This is a genomic window from Pseudoalteromonas sp. JC3 (genome assembly GCF_030291895.1).
Classification (GTDB): domain Bacteria; phylum Pseudomonadota; class Gammaproteobacteria; order Enterobacterales; family Alteromonadaceae; genus Pseudoalteromonas.
The window spans coordinates 2097302-2116200 of record NZ_CP127855.1 but is presented as its reverse complement, the minus strand read 5'-3'; the positions used below and the strand labels follow the sequence as shown (position 1 = coordinate 2116200).

Below are 18899 nucleotides of genomic sequence, written 5' to 3'. Positions count from 1 at the left end.
AAGTTAAAAGATAACCTTAAATGAGCACTTGCTCTTGCAAGCAAATATAATCACAGCACCCTGAACAATCGAGCCGCCATTGAAATATACGTGACGATTGTTCAGAGATCCGCCGAAGCCTACCCCACCAAGTTTACCTACTGCTCGCTTTCAAGCTTTAGCAGCAGCGCTTTGATATCATCTTTTGCGCCAGTAATATGTTTTTTCAAAAAGTCACATGCCCCTTTGGTATTTTTATCGCGGCACAGTTCCAATAGCTGGCGGTGTTCATCTGGTGCGGTTTTAATGCCACCTGCAAGTAGGATATGCATGCGCACATAACGCTCGGAATTTTTACTGTACACATCCACCAGCTCACGAGTCTGTGGGCGCTGTGCTTTGCTGTAGAGTTTGCTGTGAAATTCGGCGTTAAGCTTGCCAGTTGCCAGTTGTGTATCGCCAGCAGCCATTGCTTCTTCAAGCTCGGCTAAGATGGCTTCAGCTTCTAGCAAGTCGCGCGCCGTTAACTTATCGATTGAATGGCATAAAAGCTCGGCTTCCAACAATGCGCGTAGGTCAAAAATTTCGTCGATTTGCTCAGCGCTTAAACGTGTGACCGTCGCGCCTTTGTGCGCTTCAAAGTTAACTAAGCCTTCGGCTTCTAGTTGCAGCAGTGCTTCTCTAACGGGAATACGACTTACATTTAACTCATCTGCCAGCGCGGCTTGCCTCAGCGGCTCGCCCGCTTTGATTTCGCCTGTGAGGATTTTTTCACGAATTGCTTCAGCAACTAATTGAGTTCGAGTTTTATGTACAATCGCCATAGTATTTAGTAATTATTGTTTTATGAACTCATTATAAACGCATCTGAGTTCAAATTGCATGTTTGTCTTAATTAATTACAGAGTCAAGTGTTGAGTTACCAACAGCTGAGCAAACCTAGATTTATGTTTATTGTACTGAGTTTCGTTTTATAGTTTACTCGTAGATGAAGAGACATATTTGTTCCTCGTTATTAAATCGCACCGGTTAACATTGTATGAGGAGCGACACATATAACGGTGACTTTATGAATGAACACAAGTCTCTAGTGCGTAATCGAAGCTTCCCCCAGCATCTAAACAATTGTCAACCGCCATAAAATTACTGGTCAGGGCAAAAAATATAACCGTACCGACTAGCGCTATGACTCCTAAAGCCAGCGCTAGTTTGAACTTGTGCTTGTTTGAGTTAATTAGTGAATTAGGCTTTTTATCTGTGTTTTTATAAACCATGAATGCTATCACTTTTCCGATTATTGTTATGAAAAGCGGTAACTTATCACTCTACACATATCTGCTCAAGCGAAAACCTCCTAAGTATCTACCTACGATGCAACCTCGCCATAAGCACTAAAACCACCTTAAGTTCAATACATTAGAAAAGCCCATAGCAATGCTATGGGCTTGGTTTGCTTAACTTTGTATACAAATTGGTCTTACGAATCGTTTTAGCGCTTCTAACCCTACCGACGTTGAACGTACATCAGTTGATGACGGGAACGGCCCGCCATGGTTCATGGTGGCACACACTTCAACGCCCGTTGGCATTTGCCCATAAATCAATCGACCTACGCGGTATTGTAACGCCTCTATGATGTCTTCGGCTTGATGTAAGTCAGAATCAGTGCCATGAATACTGGCGGTGAGCTGCCCATCTAAGTCTGCGATTAAGTCCTCAAGCTGCGCTAAGTCGTCATAGCTCACCACTAAAGCACTTGGCCCAAAGACTTCTTCTTTAAGCCTCTCGTCAGATACAAAACTTTTGCTATCCGTTGAAAACAAGTGCGCGTTGGCGTGAAACGGCTGTGCTTGCTCACCAGCGCTCAACAACGTTACTTGAGGGTGTGCTTTTAGCGCCGCAGTGCTGTTTTGATAAGCTTTTAAAATGCCAGGGGTTAATAAGGTATCGGAAGGTGCTGCGCTAATATTTTGCTTAGCTGTCTCGATAAATGTTTGTGAATGATTGCTTGGCACCAACCAAATACCGGGGCTAGTACAAAATTGACCATTGCCCATAAGTAAAGACTGGACAAATTGTGCACCAAGCTCTGCGCCTTGCGACTGTATTTTTTCAGGTAAGACAATTTGCGGGTTTACGCTGCCAAGCTCACCGTAAAGCGGGATAGGTTCATGGCGCTTCGCTATAGTGCCCTGCAATGCTTTTGCGACGCCAAAGGAGCCCGTAAATCCAACCGCTTTGATAGGCTCAGCTTTAACCAGCCAATGCGCGACATCGTACGCTTTCGCTTGCAGCATTGAAAACACCCCGCTTGGCATATCACATTTGCTTATTGCTGCAGCAATGGCCTTGGTCATTAGCTCACACGTTGCCGGATGTGCTGGGTGACCTTTATACACCACGGGGCAACCAGCGGCTAACGCAGCTGCGGTATCGCCTCCAAGCGTTGAGAAAGCGTAAGGGAAGTTTGATGCACCAAACACCGCAACAACGCCAATAGGAATATGCTTAAGCTGTGTTTTTGGCTTAGGCAGCGGCGTGCGATTTGGGTCCGCTTGCTCTTCCTTAGCAAGGCAAAGCTCAGCTAGGTTATCTCTCAGCGCTGTAGCAAATGCGTTTAATTGGTTTACCGTGCGGCCACGCTCGCCCTCGAGTCTTGCCCTTGGCAGGTTAGTTTCTGCCATTGTTGTGGTTATTAGCCCATCACCTAAGGCAAGAATTTCTTGGGCTATGGTTTCTAAAAACTCTGCTCGAGCAGTCATCGACGTTTTACGATAAGCCTTAAAAGCCTGCTCTGCCGCATTAACAGCTTCCTCTACTTGTACTTCACTAGCGTTAAAAAATGCTTGCGTCAGCGGCTCATTGGTTGCTGGGCAAAACGCGTAAAACGTTGTTGCAGTTTGTGCGGCCTGCCACGCACCGTTAATGTAGCTCTTTCCTGATAAATTCATTGTTAGCTCCTGTTTTCTTTCAACCTTAATGGCTAGGGCCTGTTGATCTTTCAAGTTTGTTTTTGCAGCAAAGGTCAACAGGCCCTAGAGCACCTGAAAACCAAATGCATACGGATCTTCGTCATCCACAGTGATACAATTACTCCCCGTTTGACGTGCCCAACCTTGAATACTTGGCAGAATTGCGGCTTTTCCCGCAACTTCAGTTGTGCCTTCGACCTTACCGATAAATTGGCTGCCTATGATGCTCTCGTGAACAAAAGTGTCGCCATCTTTTAGCAGTCCTTTTGCAAACAGCTGTGCCATGCGTGCACTTGTGCCGGTGCCACAAGGCGATCTATCAATCGCTTTATCGCCATAAAATACCGCGTTTGCAGCATGACTATCTGGATGTTGTGGCTTGCCTGTCCATAACACATGGGAGGCGCCACATACAAAAGAATCTTCGGGATGAATTGGATTTATTTGCGCGTTAACTGCCGCGCGCACTTTGGGGCTCCATGCCAATAATTTAGCAGCGCAGCTTTGATCCACACCAGCAAATAGACTTTGAGGCTCAACAATAATGTAAAAGTTACCGCCGTAGGCAATATCAACGATGAGCTCCCCTAGCCCATCAACATGGACAGGCACCGCTTGGTACGCCAAAAATGCCGGCACATTGTAGAGCTTTACCCAAGTCACTTTATCTGCCTTCATCTCATAATAGGCATTCACGCGCCCCGCAGGGGTGTCAAGCTTGAGTACCCCCTGTTCCTTTGGAGTTATAAGGCCGCTTTCAAGGCCAAAAGTGACTGTCCCGATAGTGCCGTGCCCACACATCGGCAAGCACCCAGAAGTTTCGATAAATAGGATTGCCACATCCCCATCAGCAGTGGTCGGTGGATATAAAAAGGCACCCGACATCATGTCATGGCCCCTGGGCTCAAACATCAGTGCGCGCCTTATCCAATCGTAGTCGCGTAAAAAATGTTGGCGCTTTTCACTCATGCTCTCGCCCAAAAGCGGTGGATGACCACTCGTGACCAAGCGCACGGGATTGCCACAGGTGTGGCCATCTATACAATAGTAGGTGCCTAAAATCATACGCTTAGTCCAAGTTATATTGGCTTAAGTCAATTCGATTTGCCATCGCTTCATCGTACAAACGACTCACGTAAGCCTTTTGCTCTTGGGTGAGTGGCAATCTTGGAGAACGAGTCACTTCACTACCGCGTCCAGCCAAATGTTCTGCATATTTGATGCACTGCACCAGTGTCGGAATAGTATCTAAGCGTAGCAAAGGTAAAAACCAACGCCACAGCGCGCGCGCTTCTTCATAGCGACCTTGTTCAGCAAGTTTATAAATAGCCACTGACTCGCGTGGGAATACATTGGTCAATCCCGAGATCCAACCCGTCGCGCCAAGCATCAGGCTTTCCAGTGCGATATCATCAACACCACCAAATACAACGTAACGATCGCCAAATGCGCTAAACAGTTCGCTAATACGACGGGTATCTTCCGTTGCTTCTTTTACTGAAACAATATTGGACTCTTCAGCTAAGGTTTTCATACCTTCAATAGACACGTCGACACCGTAGGTCACCGGATTGTTATAAATCATAATAGGTAATGCCGTGCTTCGCGCTACCTGTTGGTAATGATGAATAGCTTCACGCTCGGTTGAGCGGTAGACCATCCCCGGCAACACCATCAGTCCATCTATTCCAAGCGCTTCTGCATCTTTGGCAAACTCGACAGCCAGTGCAGTTGTGGTCTCAGCCACACCACTAAGTAGTGGCACTCTATCACCTACCACTTCTGTCGCCGCTTTTAAAACTTGGCGTTTCTCGTCAGCCGTGAGTGAGCAGTTTTCACCAACGGTGCCTAATACTATGATGCCATGAACCCCTTCGTTAATCAGGTTATCTATCATCTCTTTGGTGGTATCAAAGTTGATGCTTTCGTCATCATGGAATTGAGTGGTTACTGCTGGATATACACCCTGCCAATTTACGTTCATGGTTCTCGCCTTTCATTAGGTTGTTTAGTTATTGTGCTTGCCATCATAGGTATATTGTATACAATAATCAATATTCAAAAGAGAGATTTTTTAACCATTAGCTCAATTGACTGACTTAAACGTCTGTAATCTTATGATTTATAAGTGGTAAATTTTTTCTTTTTGGTATTTAGACAAGGCCTGATTGATGTCTATGTGGAAATACAATTTAGGATGGAGAGGTAAATTGTGGAAAGTAATAATAAAATTGCAGTGATCGGTGCAGGGATCATTGGAATAACCACCGCGCTGCAATTAGCTCGACGAGGCCACGCTGTTACCTTGCTCGATAGAAATCAGCCTGCAGAGGGATGCTCCAAGGGTAATGCAGGGCATTTTGCCACAGAGCAGGTATTCCCTATGGCAGACGCAGCTTTACTAACAAAAGTGCCTGGCATGTTAGTCAATCCGGTGGGGCCTTTGCGAATTGAGACCACCTCTTTGCTCAAAAATATTCCTTGGTTTGTACGATTCTTAAAGCAAATGAAAAGCAGCTGTTTCCACAAAGGTACAATCGCACTTAGAAGTTTAAATGAACGCGCACTACCCGCATATCAGCGTTTACTTGGTGATAAGTATCATACACTTATATCTAGCAACGGCAGTTTACTGGTATTTGAAGGTGACGAAAGCTCTGCCCGTAAAAGCTATAACAAATACACCGAACAAGACATCTCAGTGAGCTTACTTACAGGTGATCAAGCCCGAGAAATGGAGCCGAGCCTATCAAGTACCATTACCTCAGCACTGTATTTTGATAAAGTCGCGCATAGCACAGATCCCTACGCCCTTTGTTTGACTATATATGAGCAGTTTATGCAGCTAGGGGGAGCATTCAAGCAAGCCTCAATCGACAATATTATCCACACAGAGCATGGCTATACACTTCACTCCAAAAGCCACAAGATGACCTTTAACAAAGTAGTTGTAGCAACAGGAGCGGCAAGTAAAACACTCTGTGCGTCTTTAGGTTACTCACTGCCCATGATTGCCGAACGCGGTTATCACAACATGTTAGCAGTGAATAATACGCTTACAAGACCTGTCGCATCAAGTGAACGAGGGTTTATCATGACGCCCATGTCACAAGGTTTGCGACTGGCCGGAACGGTAGAATTTGCCACACTGGATAGTAAACCCAACTACAGCCGTGCTCGTGCATTATTACATCACGCAAGCATTCTATTAAGGCAAACTCTGCCACAACACAGTGAGGCGCTTTGGGTTGGCTGCCGTCCCTCACTCCCAGATTATTTACCTGTCATCGGACAAGCGCCAAATCATCACAACCTTTATTTTGCACTGGGTCATCAGCACTTAGGACTGACCCAAGCCGCAATTTCAAGTGAATGTATCGCAGATCTTATTGACAACAAGCCCAACGACATCGATCTTACTCCCTTTAGTATTGCTCGATTTAATTAGCTAAGGATCACAATAAATGAAAGGTATTGCATACCAGAGCGCGCAGCAAGCGCTAGATAACTTAGAAGATATGACCAAAGGCATAGCGCCAATTGCCGAAAGCGAGTATTTAGCAAGAATAGAAAAAGCTCAACAATATATGCAGCAGAACAACATTGATGCACTCTATTTAAATGCAGGTACAAATTTAAAATACTTTACTGGTTTGCAATGGTACGCCAGTGAGCGTTTGGTCGGTGCTATTTTACCCGCCGATGGACAAGTTCAGTTCATCGTCCCGTTTTTTGAGATCGGATCAATCAAGGATTATTGGCTGATTGAAGGCCCTATTCATGCTTGGCAAGAAGAAGAATCTCCTTACGAGCTCGTTGCAAACGTACTTAACACACTCAATATTGATAGCACAGGTACACTCGCCATTGACGAAAGCACTGCGTTTTTTGTTGCTGACGGGATCAGACTCGCGGCACCTGAGCTTTCGCTTATCAATGCAAAGGCAGTAACCGCGCATTGTAGAATGCATAAATCGGCCAATGAAATTGCCCTTATTCAACGTGCAATGGACATGACACTTGCCGTACATAAAGCAACGGCATCTATGCTGTATGAAGGGATCAGCACAACCGAAGTTGAAGCTTTTATTAATGAAGCGCACAAAAAAGTGGGAGCACCGGGCAATTATTTTTGTATTGTGCTATTTGGTGTGGCGTCGTCATTCCCACATGGTGTAAAAAATCCACAAACGCTGACAAAAGGCGACGTGGTTCTCGTCGACACTGGTTGTAAGTTACACGGCTATCTTAGCGATATCACCCGTACTTATGTTTTTGGCGACCCCAGTGAAAAGCAAAAGTCCGTTTGGCAAATCGAGAAGCAAGCGCAAATTGCAGCATTTAATGCAGCCAAAATTGGTGCGCCCTGTGGCGCTGTTGATAAAGCGGCGAGAGAGTATATTGCCAGCAATGGGCTTGGTCCTGATTATCAACTACCAGGTTGCCCACATCGCACTGGGCACGGTATCGGCTTAGATATTCACGAATGGCCTTATTTAGTCAAAGACAACCCTGAACCGCTTGCAGCTGGAATGTGTTTTTCAAACGAGCCTATGCTGGTTATTCCTGACGAATTTGGCATTCGCTTGGAAGACCATTTCTATATGACCGACGATGGTCCACGTTGGTTTACTGTACCTGCGCACAGCATAGACAATCCTTTTGGGGTTGAATGATATTAGAAATAAATGATGAGTTGCTCTGATGAGGAACTCATCATTTATCGTGATTGATTAGAGCACAGCTTAATTGGTATAAACATAGCATCTACAATTTACTGCGCTACAACTTATGATTGCAACTACTCCACCACCACCCTATTACGCCGTAATTCTTACCAATATAAAAAATGAAGACGACGAGGGTTACGCCCAAACCGCGTCGAGAATGGTCGAGCTTGCACAGCTTCAACCCGGTTTTTTAGGATTAGAATCTGCGCGTGAGGAGGTTGGGATCACCGTTTCTTATTGGCGAGACCTTGAGTCAATCAAAGCATGGAAAGCCAATGCTGAGCATATTGAGGCGCAAAAAAACGGCAATAAAAAATGGTATCAAAGCTATACAACTCGTATCGCCAAGGTAGAGCGTGAATATAGTCTTTGAGCTAACGCTTAGTTGTTGTCGCTTGCGCTTTGTTCACTCGCGACTTTAACCGTGATAGCCCTTGAGGCGTTACGCTCAAATAATTAGCCAGATCATAATTTGCTAAACCATTAACCCAATGCGGACGTTTGTCACGCAAAAAACAATATCTTTGCTCCAGCGTATTTAGTAGTAGAAAAGCTTCTTTTGCTTCTTTAAATAGCAACTGCTGTTCTAATAATTTTAATTTAAGTGCGCGAAGATTATCTTGTTCTAATTCGGCTAGCGGAACGAGTACCAACTCCACATCATCCAGCGCAGAGATTTGATAGAAGCTAGGAGATTTTTGGATCCATTCAGCAAATAGAATACAAAGTTCACCAGCAAAATAGAACTCCTTATGTCTTTGCTCCCCTGTTTCATTTACAACCGATGATACAAGCTTACCAGAGTGGATAAAAAAGCCATGACGTTGCACTTGCCCTTGTTGCAATAATATTTCATTGCGGCTGCAGCGCTTAGTGTCGAACGTTGGGTTTTGCTGAGTAAGTGTTAATAATTCATTTTTTGTGGCTTCACAAAGCTGACCGAGTTTATGAAAAGGCATAATCCCCTCATGCAATTGGTATAGCGAGATCAAAAAAGGCTCCTTGAGGAGCCTTTTTAACGTGTGGTATTAACTTACCAACCCGCTTTCTCTTTTAGTGCAGAACCGATTTCTGCAAGAGAGCGAACTGTTTTAACACCCGCTGCTTCAAGTGCTGCGAATTTCTCGTCAGCTGTACCTTTACCGCCTGCGATAATTGCACCAGCGTGACCCATACGCTTACCTGGAGGAGCTGTAACACCTGCGATGTAAGAAACAACAGGCTTAGTTACGTTGTGCTTGATGTACTCAGCCGCTTCTTCTTCAGCTGTACCGCCGATCTCACCGATCATGACGATAGCTTCAGTTTGCGGATCGTTTTGGAACATCTCTAGTACGTCGATGAAGTTAGTGCCTGGGATTGGATCACCACCGATACCAACACAAGTAGATTGACCGAAGCCAGCGTCTGTTGTTTGCTTAACTGCTTCGTAAGTCAAAGTACCAGAACGTGACACGATACCTACTTTACCAGGTAAGTGGATGTGACCTGGCATGATACCGATCTTAGTTTCACCTGGTGTGATAACACCTGGGCAGTTAGGACCAATCATGCGAACGCCAGTTTCTTCTAGCTTCACTTTAACATCAACCATATCTAGTGTAGGGATGCCTTCAGTGATACATACGATTAGTTCGATACCTGCGCTGATCGCTTCAAGGATAGCGTCTTTACAGAACGCAGCTGGTACGTAGATAACAGATGCAGTTGCACCAGTTGACTCTACCGCTTCACGTACTGTGTTAAATACAGGTAGACCTAAGTGAGTTGTGCCGCCTTTACCAGGAGAAACACCGCCAACCATTTGCGTACCGTACTGGATAGCTTGCTCAGAGTGGAAAGTACCCTGACCACCAGTGAAACCTTGACAGATTACTTTAGTATCTTTGTTAATTAGTACAGACATTATTTGCCCTCCGCAGCAGCAACTACTTTCTCAGCAGCGTCAGTTAGTGACTCAGCTGCAATGATGTCAAGGCCAGAGTTAGCTAGTACTTCACGACCAGCTTCAGCGTTAGTACCTTCAAGACGTACAACTACTGGTACGTTTACGCCAACTTCTTTAACCGCACCGATAATACCTTCAGCGATCATGTCACAACGTACGATACCACCGAAGATGTTAACTAGTACTGCTTTAACATTGTCGTCAGAAAGGATGATCTTGAATGCTTCAGATACACGCTCTTTAGTCGCGCCGCCACCAACGTCTAGGAAGTTAGCTGGCTTGCCGCCGTGTAGGTTTACGATGTCCATAGTACCCATCGCAAGGCCTGCACCGTTAACCATACAACCAACGTTACCGTCTAGTGCTACGTAGTTAAGCTCAAAGCTTGCTGCGTGTGCTTCACGTGCGTCTTCTTGTGAAGGATCGTGGAATTCGCGGATCTTAGGCTGGCGGAACAATGCGTTGCCGTCTACACCGATTTTGCCGTCTAGGCAGTGTAGATTACCAGCGTCTGTGATCACTAGAGGGTTGATTTCTAGTAGAGCAAAGTCGTGGTTGATAAACATTTGCGCTAGACCCATGAAGATCTTAGTGAATTGCTTAACTTGAGTTGGGTTCAAACCTAGTTTGAACGCTAGCTCACGACCTTGGTAAGCTTGAGGACCTACTAGTGGGTCGATCTCAGCTTTATGAATTAGTTCAGGCGTTTCTTCTGCAACTTGTTCAATTTCTACACCACCTTCAGTTGATGCCATGAACACGATTTTACGTGAACCACGGTCAACAACAGCACCTAGGTATAGTTCATTTGCAATATCAGTGCAGCTTTCTACTAAGATTTTAGCAACAGGCTGACCTTTCTCGTCTGTTTGGTAAGTAACTAGGTTTTTACCTAACCAGTTTTCAGCGAATGCGCGGATTTCGTCTTTGCTGTCTGCAAGTTTAACACCGCCAGCTTTACCACGGCCGCCAGCGTGTACTTGACACTTAACAACCCACTTGTCTCCACCGATTTTACCAGCAGCTTCTACTGCTTCTTGAGGTGTATCACAAGCAAAGCCTTCTGATACAGGTAAACCATATTCGGCAAAAAGTTGTTTTGCCTGATACTCATGCAAATTCATGATGCTTTATCCAATTTTTTATACTAAAAAAGCTGAATATTTATGCAAATAGTCAGCTATCCCAAATTGCGCACATAGTATAGATCCCAAGGCTTCTGATGAAAACCCCACTTAGACCAAAGGCGCAAAAAAAAAGCTGTATGCGAGCATACAGCTTATTCTTTAAACAAATATTATACGTCTAGTAGTAGACGTGTTGGATCTTCAAGTAACTCTTTAATTGTTACTAGGAAACCAACTGACTCTTTACCATCGATTTGACGGTGGTCATAAGATAGTGCTAGGTACATCATAGGTAAAATTTCAACTTTACCGTTTACTGCCATAGGGCGCTCTTGGATTTTGTGCATGCCCAAGATTGAAGACTGTGGCAAGTTGATGATAGGCGTAGATAGTAGTGAGCCGAATACACCACCGTTGGTAATAGTGAAGTTACCGCCAGTCATATCGTCAACAGTTAGTTTGCCATCACGACCTTTGATAGCCAATTCGCGAATATTCTTCTCGATTTCAGCAACAGAAAGCTTATCGCAATCACGTAGTACTGGAGTCACTAGACCACGAGGTGTTGATACCGCGATGCTGATGTCAAAGTAGTTGTGGTAAACGATATCGTCACCGTCGATTGACGCGTTAACTTCAGGGAAACGCTTAAGTGCTTCTGTTACCGCTTTCACGTAGAAAGACATGAAACCTAAACGAATACCGTGGCGCTTCTCAAATACCTCTTGGTACTGCTTACGAAGATCCATGATTGGCTTCATGTTTACTTCGTTGAACGTTGTCAGCATTGCTGTTGAGTTCTTCGCTTCTAATAAGCGGTTAGCGATTGTCTTACGTAGACGAGTCATTGGTACACGTTTCTGAGTACGCTCACCTACCGGGGCAGCTGGTGCTGAAGCTGCAGGCTTAGACTCTGATTTTGCTGGTGCTTTAAGGAAAGCGTCCACGTCTTCTTTAGTAATGCGACCGCCTTTACCAGACCCTTTGATCTTAGCAGCATCAAGGCCTTTCTCTGCGATAAGACGACGAACAGATGGTGTTAGTACATCTGAGTTTTCGTCAGAAGCAGCAGCTGGTGCTTCTTCTTTCTTCGCACTTGATGATGCAGCTGGTGCGCCACCGGCAACGATTTTACCGATAACTTGATCACCTAGTACTGTCTCACCTTCAGCGTGGATGTGCTCACCCATCACACCGTCTTCAGGTGCAACAACTTCAAGAACCACTTTATCTGTTTCAATATCAACTAGATTCTGGTCGCGGCTAACCGCTTCACCTGGTTGAACGTGCCAAGTTGCGATAGTAGCGTCTGCTACTGACTCAGGAAGTACAGGTACTTTAATGTCCACTTCTTTACCTTCTGCTGCTGGCGCCGATTCTGACGCTGCTGGTTTTTCATTTGATTGAGCAGGCGCTGCTGCTTCATCAGCAGCACCTAGTTGTGCAATAACTTGTTCGCCAAGAACGGTTGCGCCTTCCTCTTCAGAAATTGTAACGATAACACCATCTTCTGGCGCTACAACTTCTAAAACGACCTTATCCGTTTCGATGTCAACTAAGTTTTGATCACGAGTCACTTTATCGCCAACGCTTACATGCCATGTAGCAACCGTTGCATCGGCAACAGACTCAGGAAGAACAGGAACCTTAATTTCGGTTGTCATCTCTTATTCCTTATTTCTTAATTGTTAAAGCGTCAGCAATTAACGCGTTTTGTTCTTTAGTATGTGTAGACATGTATCCACATGCTGGTGCAGCTGAAGCCTTACGGCCTGCATAAGTCAGATTTGCGCCAGCTGGGATAGCTTCCCAGAAATGATGCTGTGAACAGTACCAAGCACCTTGGTTTTGTGGCTCTTCTTGACACCAAACAAAATCTTTTACGTGCTGGTAGCGAGCCATGATCTCATCCATCTCTTTGTGAGGGAATGGATATAGCTGTTCAACACGAACGATAGCCACGTTGTTAAGCTCTTGCTTACGACGTTCTTGCAGTAGTTCGTAATAAACCTTACCGCTACAGAACACAACACGCTCAACGTTTTCAGGATTGATATCATCAATCTCATCGATCATGTTATTGAATACGCCTTCGGATAGCTCTTCTAGGCTAGAAACAGCTAATGGGTGGCGTAATAGCGACTTAGGCGTCATTACAATCAGAGGACGACGTAGTGGACGAACCGATTGACGACGTAGCATTGCATAAACTTGCGCTGGTGTTGACGGCACACATACTTGCATATTGTGGTCAGCACAAAGCTGTAAATAACGCTCTAAACGCGAAGAACTGTGCTCTGGACCTTGACCTTCATAGCCATGAGGAAGTAGTAGTGTTAGACCACATAAACGACCCCACTTCTGCTCACCTGAACTTAGGAATTGGTCGAATACGACTTGAGCACCGTTGGCGAAGTCACCAAATTGCGCTTCCCATAGTACCAATGACGTTGGCTCTGCTGTCGCGTAACCATATTCGAACGCAAGTACCGCTTCTTCCGATAGTACTGAATCGTACACTTCGAACAGGCCTTGACCTTCACGAATGTTTTGCAGCGGAAGATAAGTCGACGCGTCTTTTTGGTTATGAACTACGGCATGACGGTGGAAGAATGTACCACGACCAGAATCCTGACCAGTAAGACGAATATCAGTGCCCTCATCAACCAAGGTCGCGTAAGCCAATGTCTCAGCCATACCCCAATCAAGCATTTTCTCGCCTTGCGCCATAAGTTTACGATCATCGTAAATCTTTTTAACGCGTGATTGTGCTTTATGGGCCTCTGGGTAGCTCGCAATCTTTTCGCCAAGCGCTTTGAGTTTATCTAGCGCAACCTTTGGCTCATACGGCGTATCCCAATCGTGACCAACATACTTAGACCAATCTGATGAGTGTTTGGTTTCTTTTTGAATTTCTTCAACGACACAAACGCCTTTATCAAGACCATTTCGGTACTCGTCAGCAATTTGTTTCGCATCGTCTTCAGAAATCACACCTTCGCGTACAAGTTGATCAGCATACAATTGGCGAGGTACTGGGTGCTTTTTGATCTTCTGATACATCAGCGGTTGCGTCGCATTTGGCTCATCCGCTTCGTTGTGGCCGTGGCGACGGTAACATACTAAGTCAATTACCACATCGCGTTTAAACTTGTTACGGAAATCAAGTGCAACTTGTGTAACAAAAGCAACAGCTTCAGGATCGTCTGCGTTCACGTGGAAGATAGGTGCCTGAACCATTTTAGCGATATCAGTACAGTATTCAGTCGAACGAGTATCTTCGCGTTTTGACGTAGTGAAACCAACTTGGTTATTAACTACGATACGGATCGAACCGCCAACGCCGTATGCACGTGTTTGCGATAAGTTAAACGTTTCTTGAACGACACCTTGACCTGCGATTGCAGAGTCACCGTGAATTGTGATTGGTAATGCTTTAGAACCACTTTGGCAATTCAAACGGTCAAGACGAGCACGTACCGAACCCATTACTACTGGGTTTACGATTTCAAGGTGAGATGGGTTAAATGCCAATGCCATATGAACATTGCCGCCCTTCGTACCGAAGTCAGAAGAGAAACCCATGTGGTATTTAACATCACCAGAACCTGCGTGCTCGCCATATTTACCTGCGAACTCGTCAAATAGTTCTTGAGGGTTTTTACCCAATACATTCACTAGTACATTTAGACGACCTCGGTGGGCCATGCCAATTACGGCTTCTTGCTGACCGCTTTCACCAGCACGGTGAATAAGCTCTTTCAGCATAGGCACAAGTGAGTCACCGCCTTCTAGAGAGAAACGCTTAGCGCCTGGGAATTTTGCGCCCAAGTACTTTTCTAAGCCGTCTGCAGCAGTTAGACCTTTGTAGATTCTTAGTTTGGTTTCTTTGTCGAATTGTGGCTTCGAGAAGGACGATTCCAAACGCTGTTGTAACCAACGTTTTTCTTCGGTAGAGGTGATGTGCATGTACTCTGCACCGATAGAGCCACAGTATGTCGCTTTAAGCGCAGCGTACAAGTCTTTGAGTTTCATTGTCTCTTTGCCACAAGCAAAAGAGCCAACGTTAAATTCTTTATCTAAGTCTGCATCAGTTAAATCATGAAAAGCAGGGTCAAGATCGCGAACACGTTCTCTATCCCAAATCCCTAAAGGATCTAGGTTTGCGTTCTGATGACCTCTGAAACGGAATGCATTAATTAACTGCAGAACTTTAACTTGCTTGGCATCAGCAGAACCCTCTGCGGAAACCACGACTTCTCTGTGTTTGTTTTTAGCAAGCTCCGCAAATTGCGCTCTTACTTCTGAATGTTTAGTGTCAACATCCACTCCATCAACTTTAGGTAGTTGATCAAACACCTCTCGCCACTCTTCTGGCACTGAAGCTGCATCATCTAGATACGCCTCATATAGATCTTCTACGTACGCAACGTTACCGCCGTACAAATGCGAAGATTCTAGCCATGCCTTCATCACACCTTCGTGCATCTATTAGCCCTTTTATCTAGCGCAGAAACTCAAACGAAAACAAGATGGCAAGCTTTTGCTTGCCATCTTAGCTAGTAGTATGTGTTATACCGAACGGTTTAACAACATTGATTTAATTTGTCCAATTGCCTTAGTTGGATTAAGGCCTTTTGGACATACGCTAACACAGTTCATAATACTGTGACAGCGGAATACGCTGAACGCGTCATCAAGACCAGCAAGACGTTCTTCTGTCGCTGTATCACGGCTATCAGCCAAGAAACGATAAGCATGTAGAAGACCCGCAGGACCGATGAACTTGTCTGGGTTCCACCAGAAAGAAGGACAAGACGTTGAACAACATGCACAAAGAATACATTCGTACAGGCCATCTAGCTTTTCACGTTCTTCAATAGACTGAAGACGTTCTTCACCACCAGTTGGCTTGTCGTTGATCAAGAATGGCTTAACCTTCTCGTATTGCGTATAGAACTGGCTCATGTCGATTACTAAGTCACGGATCACCGGAAGACCTGGTAATGGACGAATGACGACCTTGCCTTTACCACCGCTCTGCAAAGCAGAAATTGGAGTAATACATGCAAGACCATTTTTACCATTCATATTAATACCGTCAGAACCACATACCCCTTCACGGCATGAACGACGGAAAGATAAAGATGGGTCTTGCTCTTTTAACTGCATAAGAGCATCTAACACCATCATGTCACGGCCTTCCTCTACTTCTAGAGAATAGTCTTGCATGCGTGGCGCCGCATCTTCATCAGGATTATAACGATAAACAGATAATTCTAAAGTTGCCATCGCTTAGCTCCTAGTATGTACGTGCTTTCGGTGGGAATGCTTCACGAGTCTTAGGCGCGTAGTTAACTTCACGCTTACTCATAGACTCAGACTCTGGGTTGTAAATCGAGTGACACAACCAGTTTTCATCATCACGCTCTGGGTAATCGAAGCGAGAGTGTGCACCACGACTTTCCGTACGGAAGTTCGCAGCAACCGCTGTCGAATACGCTGTTTCCATCAAGTTATCTAACTCTAGACACTCGATACGTTGCGTGTTGAATTCAGCAGACTTATCGTCAAGACGTGCGTACTGTAGACGCTCACGAATCTCTTTAAGTTCTTTAAGACCTTCAGCCATTGCATCACCTTCACGGAATACCGAGAAGTTAAGCTGCATACAACGTTGTAGATCTTTCTTGATTTGTACAGGATCTTCACCCTGACCTTTCGCAGAAGTTTCCCAACGGTTAGTACGCGCAAGTGCTGCGTCTACGTTATCGTTGCTTGCTTCTTTGGCGATTTCAGCATCTTTCAAGTAAGTACCAAGGAAGTTACCCGCCGCACGACCGAATACGACAAGGTCAAGCAGTGAGTTACCACCTAGACGGTTTGCACCGTGTACAGATACACACGCAATCTCACCTACTGCAAATAGACCTTCAACGATCTTTTCATTACCTTGACCGTCTACGTTCAGTACTTGACCGTTTACGTTAGTAGGTACACCACCCATCATGTAGTGACAAGTAGGGATTACTGGAATTGGCTCTTCCGCTGGGTCTACGTGTGCGAATGTCTTCGCTAGATCACAAACGCCAGGAAGACGTAAATTAAGTGTCTCAGCACCTAAGTGGTCAAGCTTCAGCTTGATGTGCGGACCCCAAGGACCATCACAACCACGACCTTCACGGATCTCAGTCATCATTGAACGTGCAACAACGTCACGTGATGCTAGGTCTTTCGCGTTTGGCGCATAACGCTCCATGAAGCGCTCGCCATCTTTATTTAGAAGGTAACCACCTTCACCACGACAACCTTCTGTTACTAGTACACCCGCACCTGCGATACCTGTCGGGTGGAACTGCCACATTTCCATGTCTTGCATTGAAATGCCAGCACGAACCGCCATACCAACGCCGTCACCTGTGTTGATATGCGCATTCGTTGTTGATGCGAAAATACGACCCGCACCACCAGTTGCAAGAACAACTGCTTTTGATTTGAAATAGGTGATTTCACCTGACTCGATGTCGATTGCGGTGACACCCACTACATCGCCATTGTCATTTTTTACTAGGTCTAGTGCATACCACTCAGAGAAAACGTTTGTTTTGTTTTTAACGTTTTGCTGGTATAGGCAGTGTAGCAACGCGTGACCAGTACGGTCCGCTGCGGCTGCTGTACGTGCAGCTTGCTCGCCACCAAAGTTTTTTGACTGCCCACCGAAAGGACGCTGATATACGCGACCATTCTCAAAACGAGAGAAAGGTAGACCCATGTTCTCAAGTTCAGTGATAGCTTCTGGACCTGTTTTACACATGTACTCGATAGCGTCTTGGTCACCGATGTAATCAGAACCTTTAACCGTATCGTACATGTGCCATTCCCAGTTGTCCTCGTGAGAGTTACCTAGCGCAACGGTGATACCACCCTGTGCTGATACTGTATGAGAACGAGTTGGGAAAACTTTTGAAATAAGAGCACAAGTTTTGCCTGATTCCGAGATAGCAAGTGCCGCGCGCATACCCGCACCGCCTGCACCGACTACAACTGCGTCAAATTCACGTACGTTATATTTCACTTAAACACCCCACAGAACAAACAGACCAATAGCTACGTAAGCTAAAGCCATAAGGTTTAATACAAAGCCAAGAATAGTGCGAGTTGTTGAGTTCTTAACGTAGTCAGTTAGAACCTGCCACAAACCGATGCGTGTATGTACCATGATACATACTAGTGTGATCATCGTTGCTGCTTTCACAGCTAAATTTGAGAACAACCCTGACCAAGCTTCATAAGTTAGTTCAGGAGTAATTAGAAGATAGCCTACGATGAATACCGCGTAAGCTAGGATAATTAACGCAGTTGTACGTAGTGACACGTAGTCTTGTACGCCATCACGCTTTAGAGTCGCTTGATTTAAGACCATATCCATACTCCAGCCAAAATTGCTACGATAACCCAAAGTGCTAGTGCAATCTTCGCGCTATTGTTGCCTGATTCTAATTCTTCCCAATGTCCCATATCCTGGATCATGTGACGGATACCACCGATGATGTGGTAAGACAATACAGTTAGGGTGCCCCACGCGATGAATTTCGCGATAAAGCCAGACATCAGTTCTTTTACAAACTCGAAGCCTTCAGGAGAAGAAAGGGATTCAGACCAAGCCCAAATCACAAAGGTCAAAGCGAAGAAGAAAGCAACACCGGTGACACGGTGAAGAATCGACGCTTTAGCCGTTGGCGGCATAGATATAGTCGTAAGATCTAGATTTACAGGTCTTTGCTTTTTCACAGTTACTTGCCCATCTTTGCCCACAAAGGAGCTCATCTACTTGTTTTTATGAAACCCACCTACATATTGCAAATGTAGGTGGCACACTCTAGATAAACCAATTAGGACACCAAAAAGTTCACTCGAGTGTAAAAATTGATGTAAAAATAGGTTTACCCACAGACGATACGGTATAAAACCGTTGACAGTATATAAGGCTATGCGCCCTTTTACAATTCTTGTTTAGATAGAGACGCTTGCGAATTAGCGAATGGTCTAATATTTAATCGTCGTAGAATATTTATTATACATTTATGCATAAATCACAGAAAAATTGACTTTTAACCTAGGTTATAAGTTAGAATGATCTGAA

The 18899-nt window shown here is 45.1% G+C and carries 16 protein-coding genes; 3 read left to right on the top strand and 13 right to left on the bottom strand.

Annotation, left to right across the window (positions count from 1 at the left end; translation table 11 throughout):
• Positions 1-137 precede the first annotated feature (137 nt).
• From QSH61_RS08805 to QSH61_RS08790, 4 genes are all read right to left on the bottom strand, one after another.
• Entirely contained in the window at positions 138-803 is a 666-nt protein-coding gene (locus QSH61_RS08805; RefSeq protein WP_010604660.1) for a GntR family transcriptional regulator, read from the bottom strand.
• Between the two features lie 630 nt (positions 804-1433).
• Positions 1434-2930: an aldehyde dehydrogenase (NADP(+)) gene (locus tag QSH61_RS08800; RefSeq protein WP_206472852.1), complete on the bottom strand. Its 1497-nt coding sequence runs from the start codon at positions 2928-2930 to the stop codon at positions 1434-1436.
• Positions 2931-3014: 84 nt separating this feature from the next.
• A complete protein-coding gene (locus QSH61_RS08795) occupies positions 3015-4016 on the bottom strand; it encodes a 4-hydroxyproline epimerase (RefSeq protein ID WP_206472850.1) in 1002 nt (333 codons plus the stop codon).
• A gap of 4 nt (positions 4017-4020) precedes the next feature.
• On the bottom strand, positions 4021-4935 hold the full coding sequence (locus tag QSH61_RS08790; protein WP_069019092.1) for a dihydrodipicolinate synthase family protein: 915 nt from the start codon (positions 4933-4935) through the stop codon (positions 4021-4023).
• A gap of 228 nt (positions 4936-5163) precedes the next feature.
• Here QSH61_RS08790 and QSH61_RS08785 point away from each other — a divergent pair, with 228 nt between their 5' ends.
• From QSH61_RS08785 to QSH61_RS08775, 3 genes are all read left to right on the top strand, one after another.
• Complete coding sequence (locus QSH61_RS08785) at positions 5164-6399, top strand: NAD(P)/FAD-dependent oxidoreductase (RefSeq protein WP_206472848.1); 1236 nt, start codon at positions 5164-5166, stop codon at positions 6397-6399.
• A 16-nt stretch (positions 6400-6415) separates the two neighbouring features.
• Positions 6416-7627 (top strand): M24 family metallopeptidase, encoded by a 1212-nt coding sequence (locus QSH61_RS08780; RefSeq protein ID WP_206472846.1) that lies wholly within the window; start codon positions 6416-6418, stop codon positions 7625-7627.
• A gap of 115 nt (positions 7628-7742) precedes the next feature.
• Positions 7743-8054, top strand: a complete 312-nt coding sequence (locus QSH61_RS08775) for an antibiotic biosynthesis monooxygenase family protein (protein WP_174168944.1) — start codon at positions 7743-7745, stop codon at positions 8052-8054.
• Between the two features lies 1 nt (position 8055).
• Here QSH61_RS08775 and QSH61_RS08770 read toward each other — a convergent pair whose 3' ends face one another.
• The 9 genes from QSH61_RS08770 to sdhC all read right to left on the bottom strand — a co-directional run bounded on the left by QSH61_RS08770 (position 8056) and on the right by sdhC (position 18547).
• On the bottom strand, positions 8056-8673 hold the full coding sequence (locus tag QSH61_RS08770; RefSeq protein ID WP_248298722.1) for a Crp/Fnr family transcriptional regulator: 618 nt from the start codon (positions 8671-8673) through the stop codon (positions 8056-8058).
• 41 nt (positions 8674-8714) lie between these two features.
• Positions 8715-9587 (bottom strand): succinate--CoA ligase subunit alpha, encoded by an 873-nt coding sequence (sucD, locus tag QSH61_RS08765; RefSeq protein WP_010371451.1) that lies wholly within the window; start codon positions 9585-9587, stop codon positions 8715-8717.
• Positions 9587-10753 carry an ADP-forming succinate--CoA ligase subunit beta gene (gene sucC, locus QSH61_RS08760; protein ID WP_010371452.1) on the bottom strand — a complete coding sequence of 389 codons (1167 nt, stop codon included), beginning with the start codon at positions 10751-10753 and terminating at the stop codon, positions 9587-9589. Before sucC ends, sucD begins: the two co-directional genes overlap by 1 nt.
• Before the next feature lie 173 nt (positions 10754-10926).
• Complete coding sequence (gene odhB, locus QSH61_RS08755; protein ID WP_174168945.1) at positions 10927-12420, bottom strand: 2-oxoglutarate dehydrogenase complex dihydrolipoyllysine-residue succinyltransferase; 1494 nt, start codon at positions 12418-12420, stop codon at positions 10927-10929.
• Positions 12421-12430: 10 nt separating this feature from the next.
• Entirely contained in the window at positions 12431-15244 is a 2814-nt protein-coding gene (gene sucA / locus QSH61_RS08750; RefSeq protein WP_102056725.1) for a 2-oxoglutarate dehydrogenase E1 component, read from the bottom strand.
• 84 nt (positions 15245-15328) lie between these two features.
• On the bottom strand, positions 15329-16048 hold the full coding sequence (locus QSH61_RS08745; RefSeq protein ID WP_174168947.1) for a succinate dehydrogenase iron-sulfur subunit: 720 nt from the start codon (positions 16046-16048) through the stop codon (positions 15329-15331).
• Positions 16049-16058: 10 nt separating this feature from the next.
• The gene (gene sdhA / locus QSH61_RS08740) at positions 16059-17831 is read right to left on the bottom strand and encodes a succinate dehydrogenase flavoprotein subunit (protein ID WP_010371464.1); all 1773 of its coding nucleotides are present in this window, start codon (positions 17829-17831) and stop codon (positions 16059-16061) included.
• Positions 17832-18179 carry a succinate dehydrogenase, hydrophobic membrane anchor protein gene (gene sdhD, locus QSH61_RS08735; protein WP_010371467.1) on the bottom strand — a complete coding sequence of 116 codons (348 nt, stop codon included), beginning with the start codon at positions 18177-18179 and terminating at the stop codon, positions 17832-17834.
• Positions 18170-18547: a succinate dehydrogenase, cytochrome b556 subunit gene (gene sdhC, locus QSH61_RS08730; protein WP_125252744.1), complete on the bottom strand. Its 378-nt coding sequence runs from the start codon at positions 18545-18547 to the stop codon at positions 18170-18172. Before sdhC ends, sdhD begins: the two co-directional genes overlap by 10 nt.
• Positions 18548-18899: the final 352 nt, after the last annotated feature.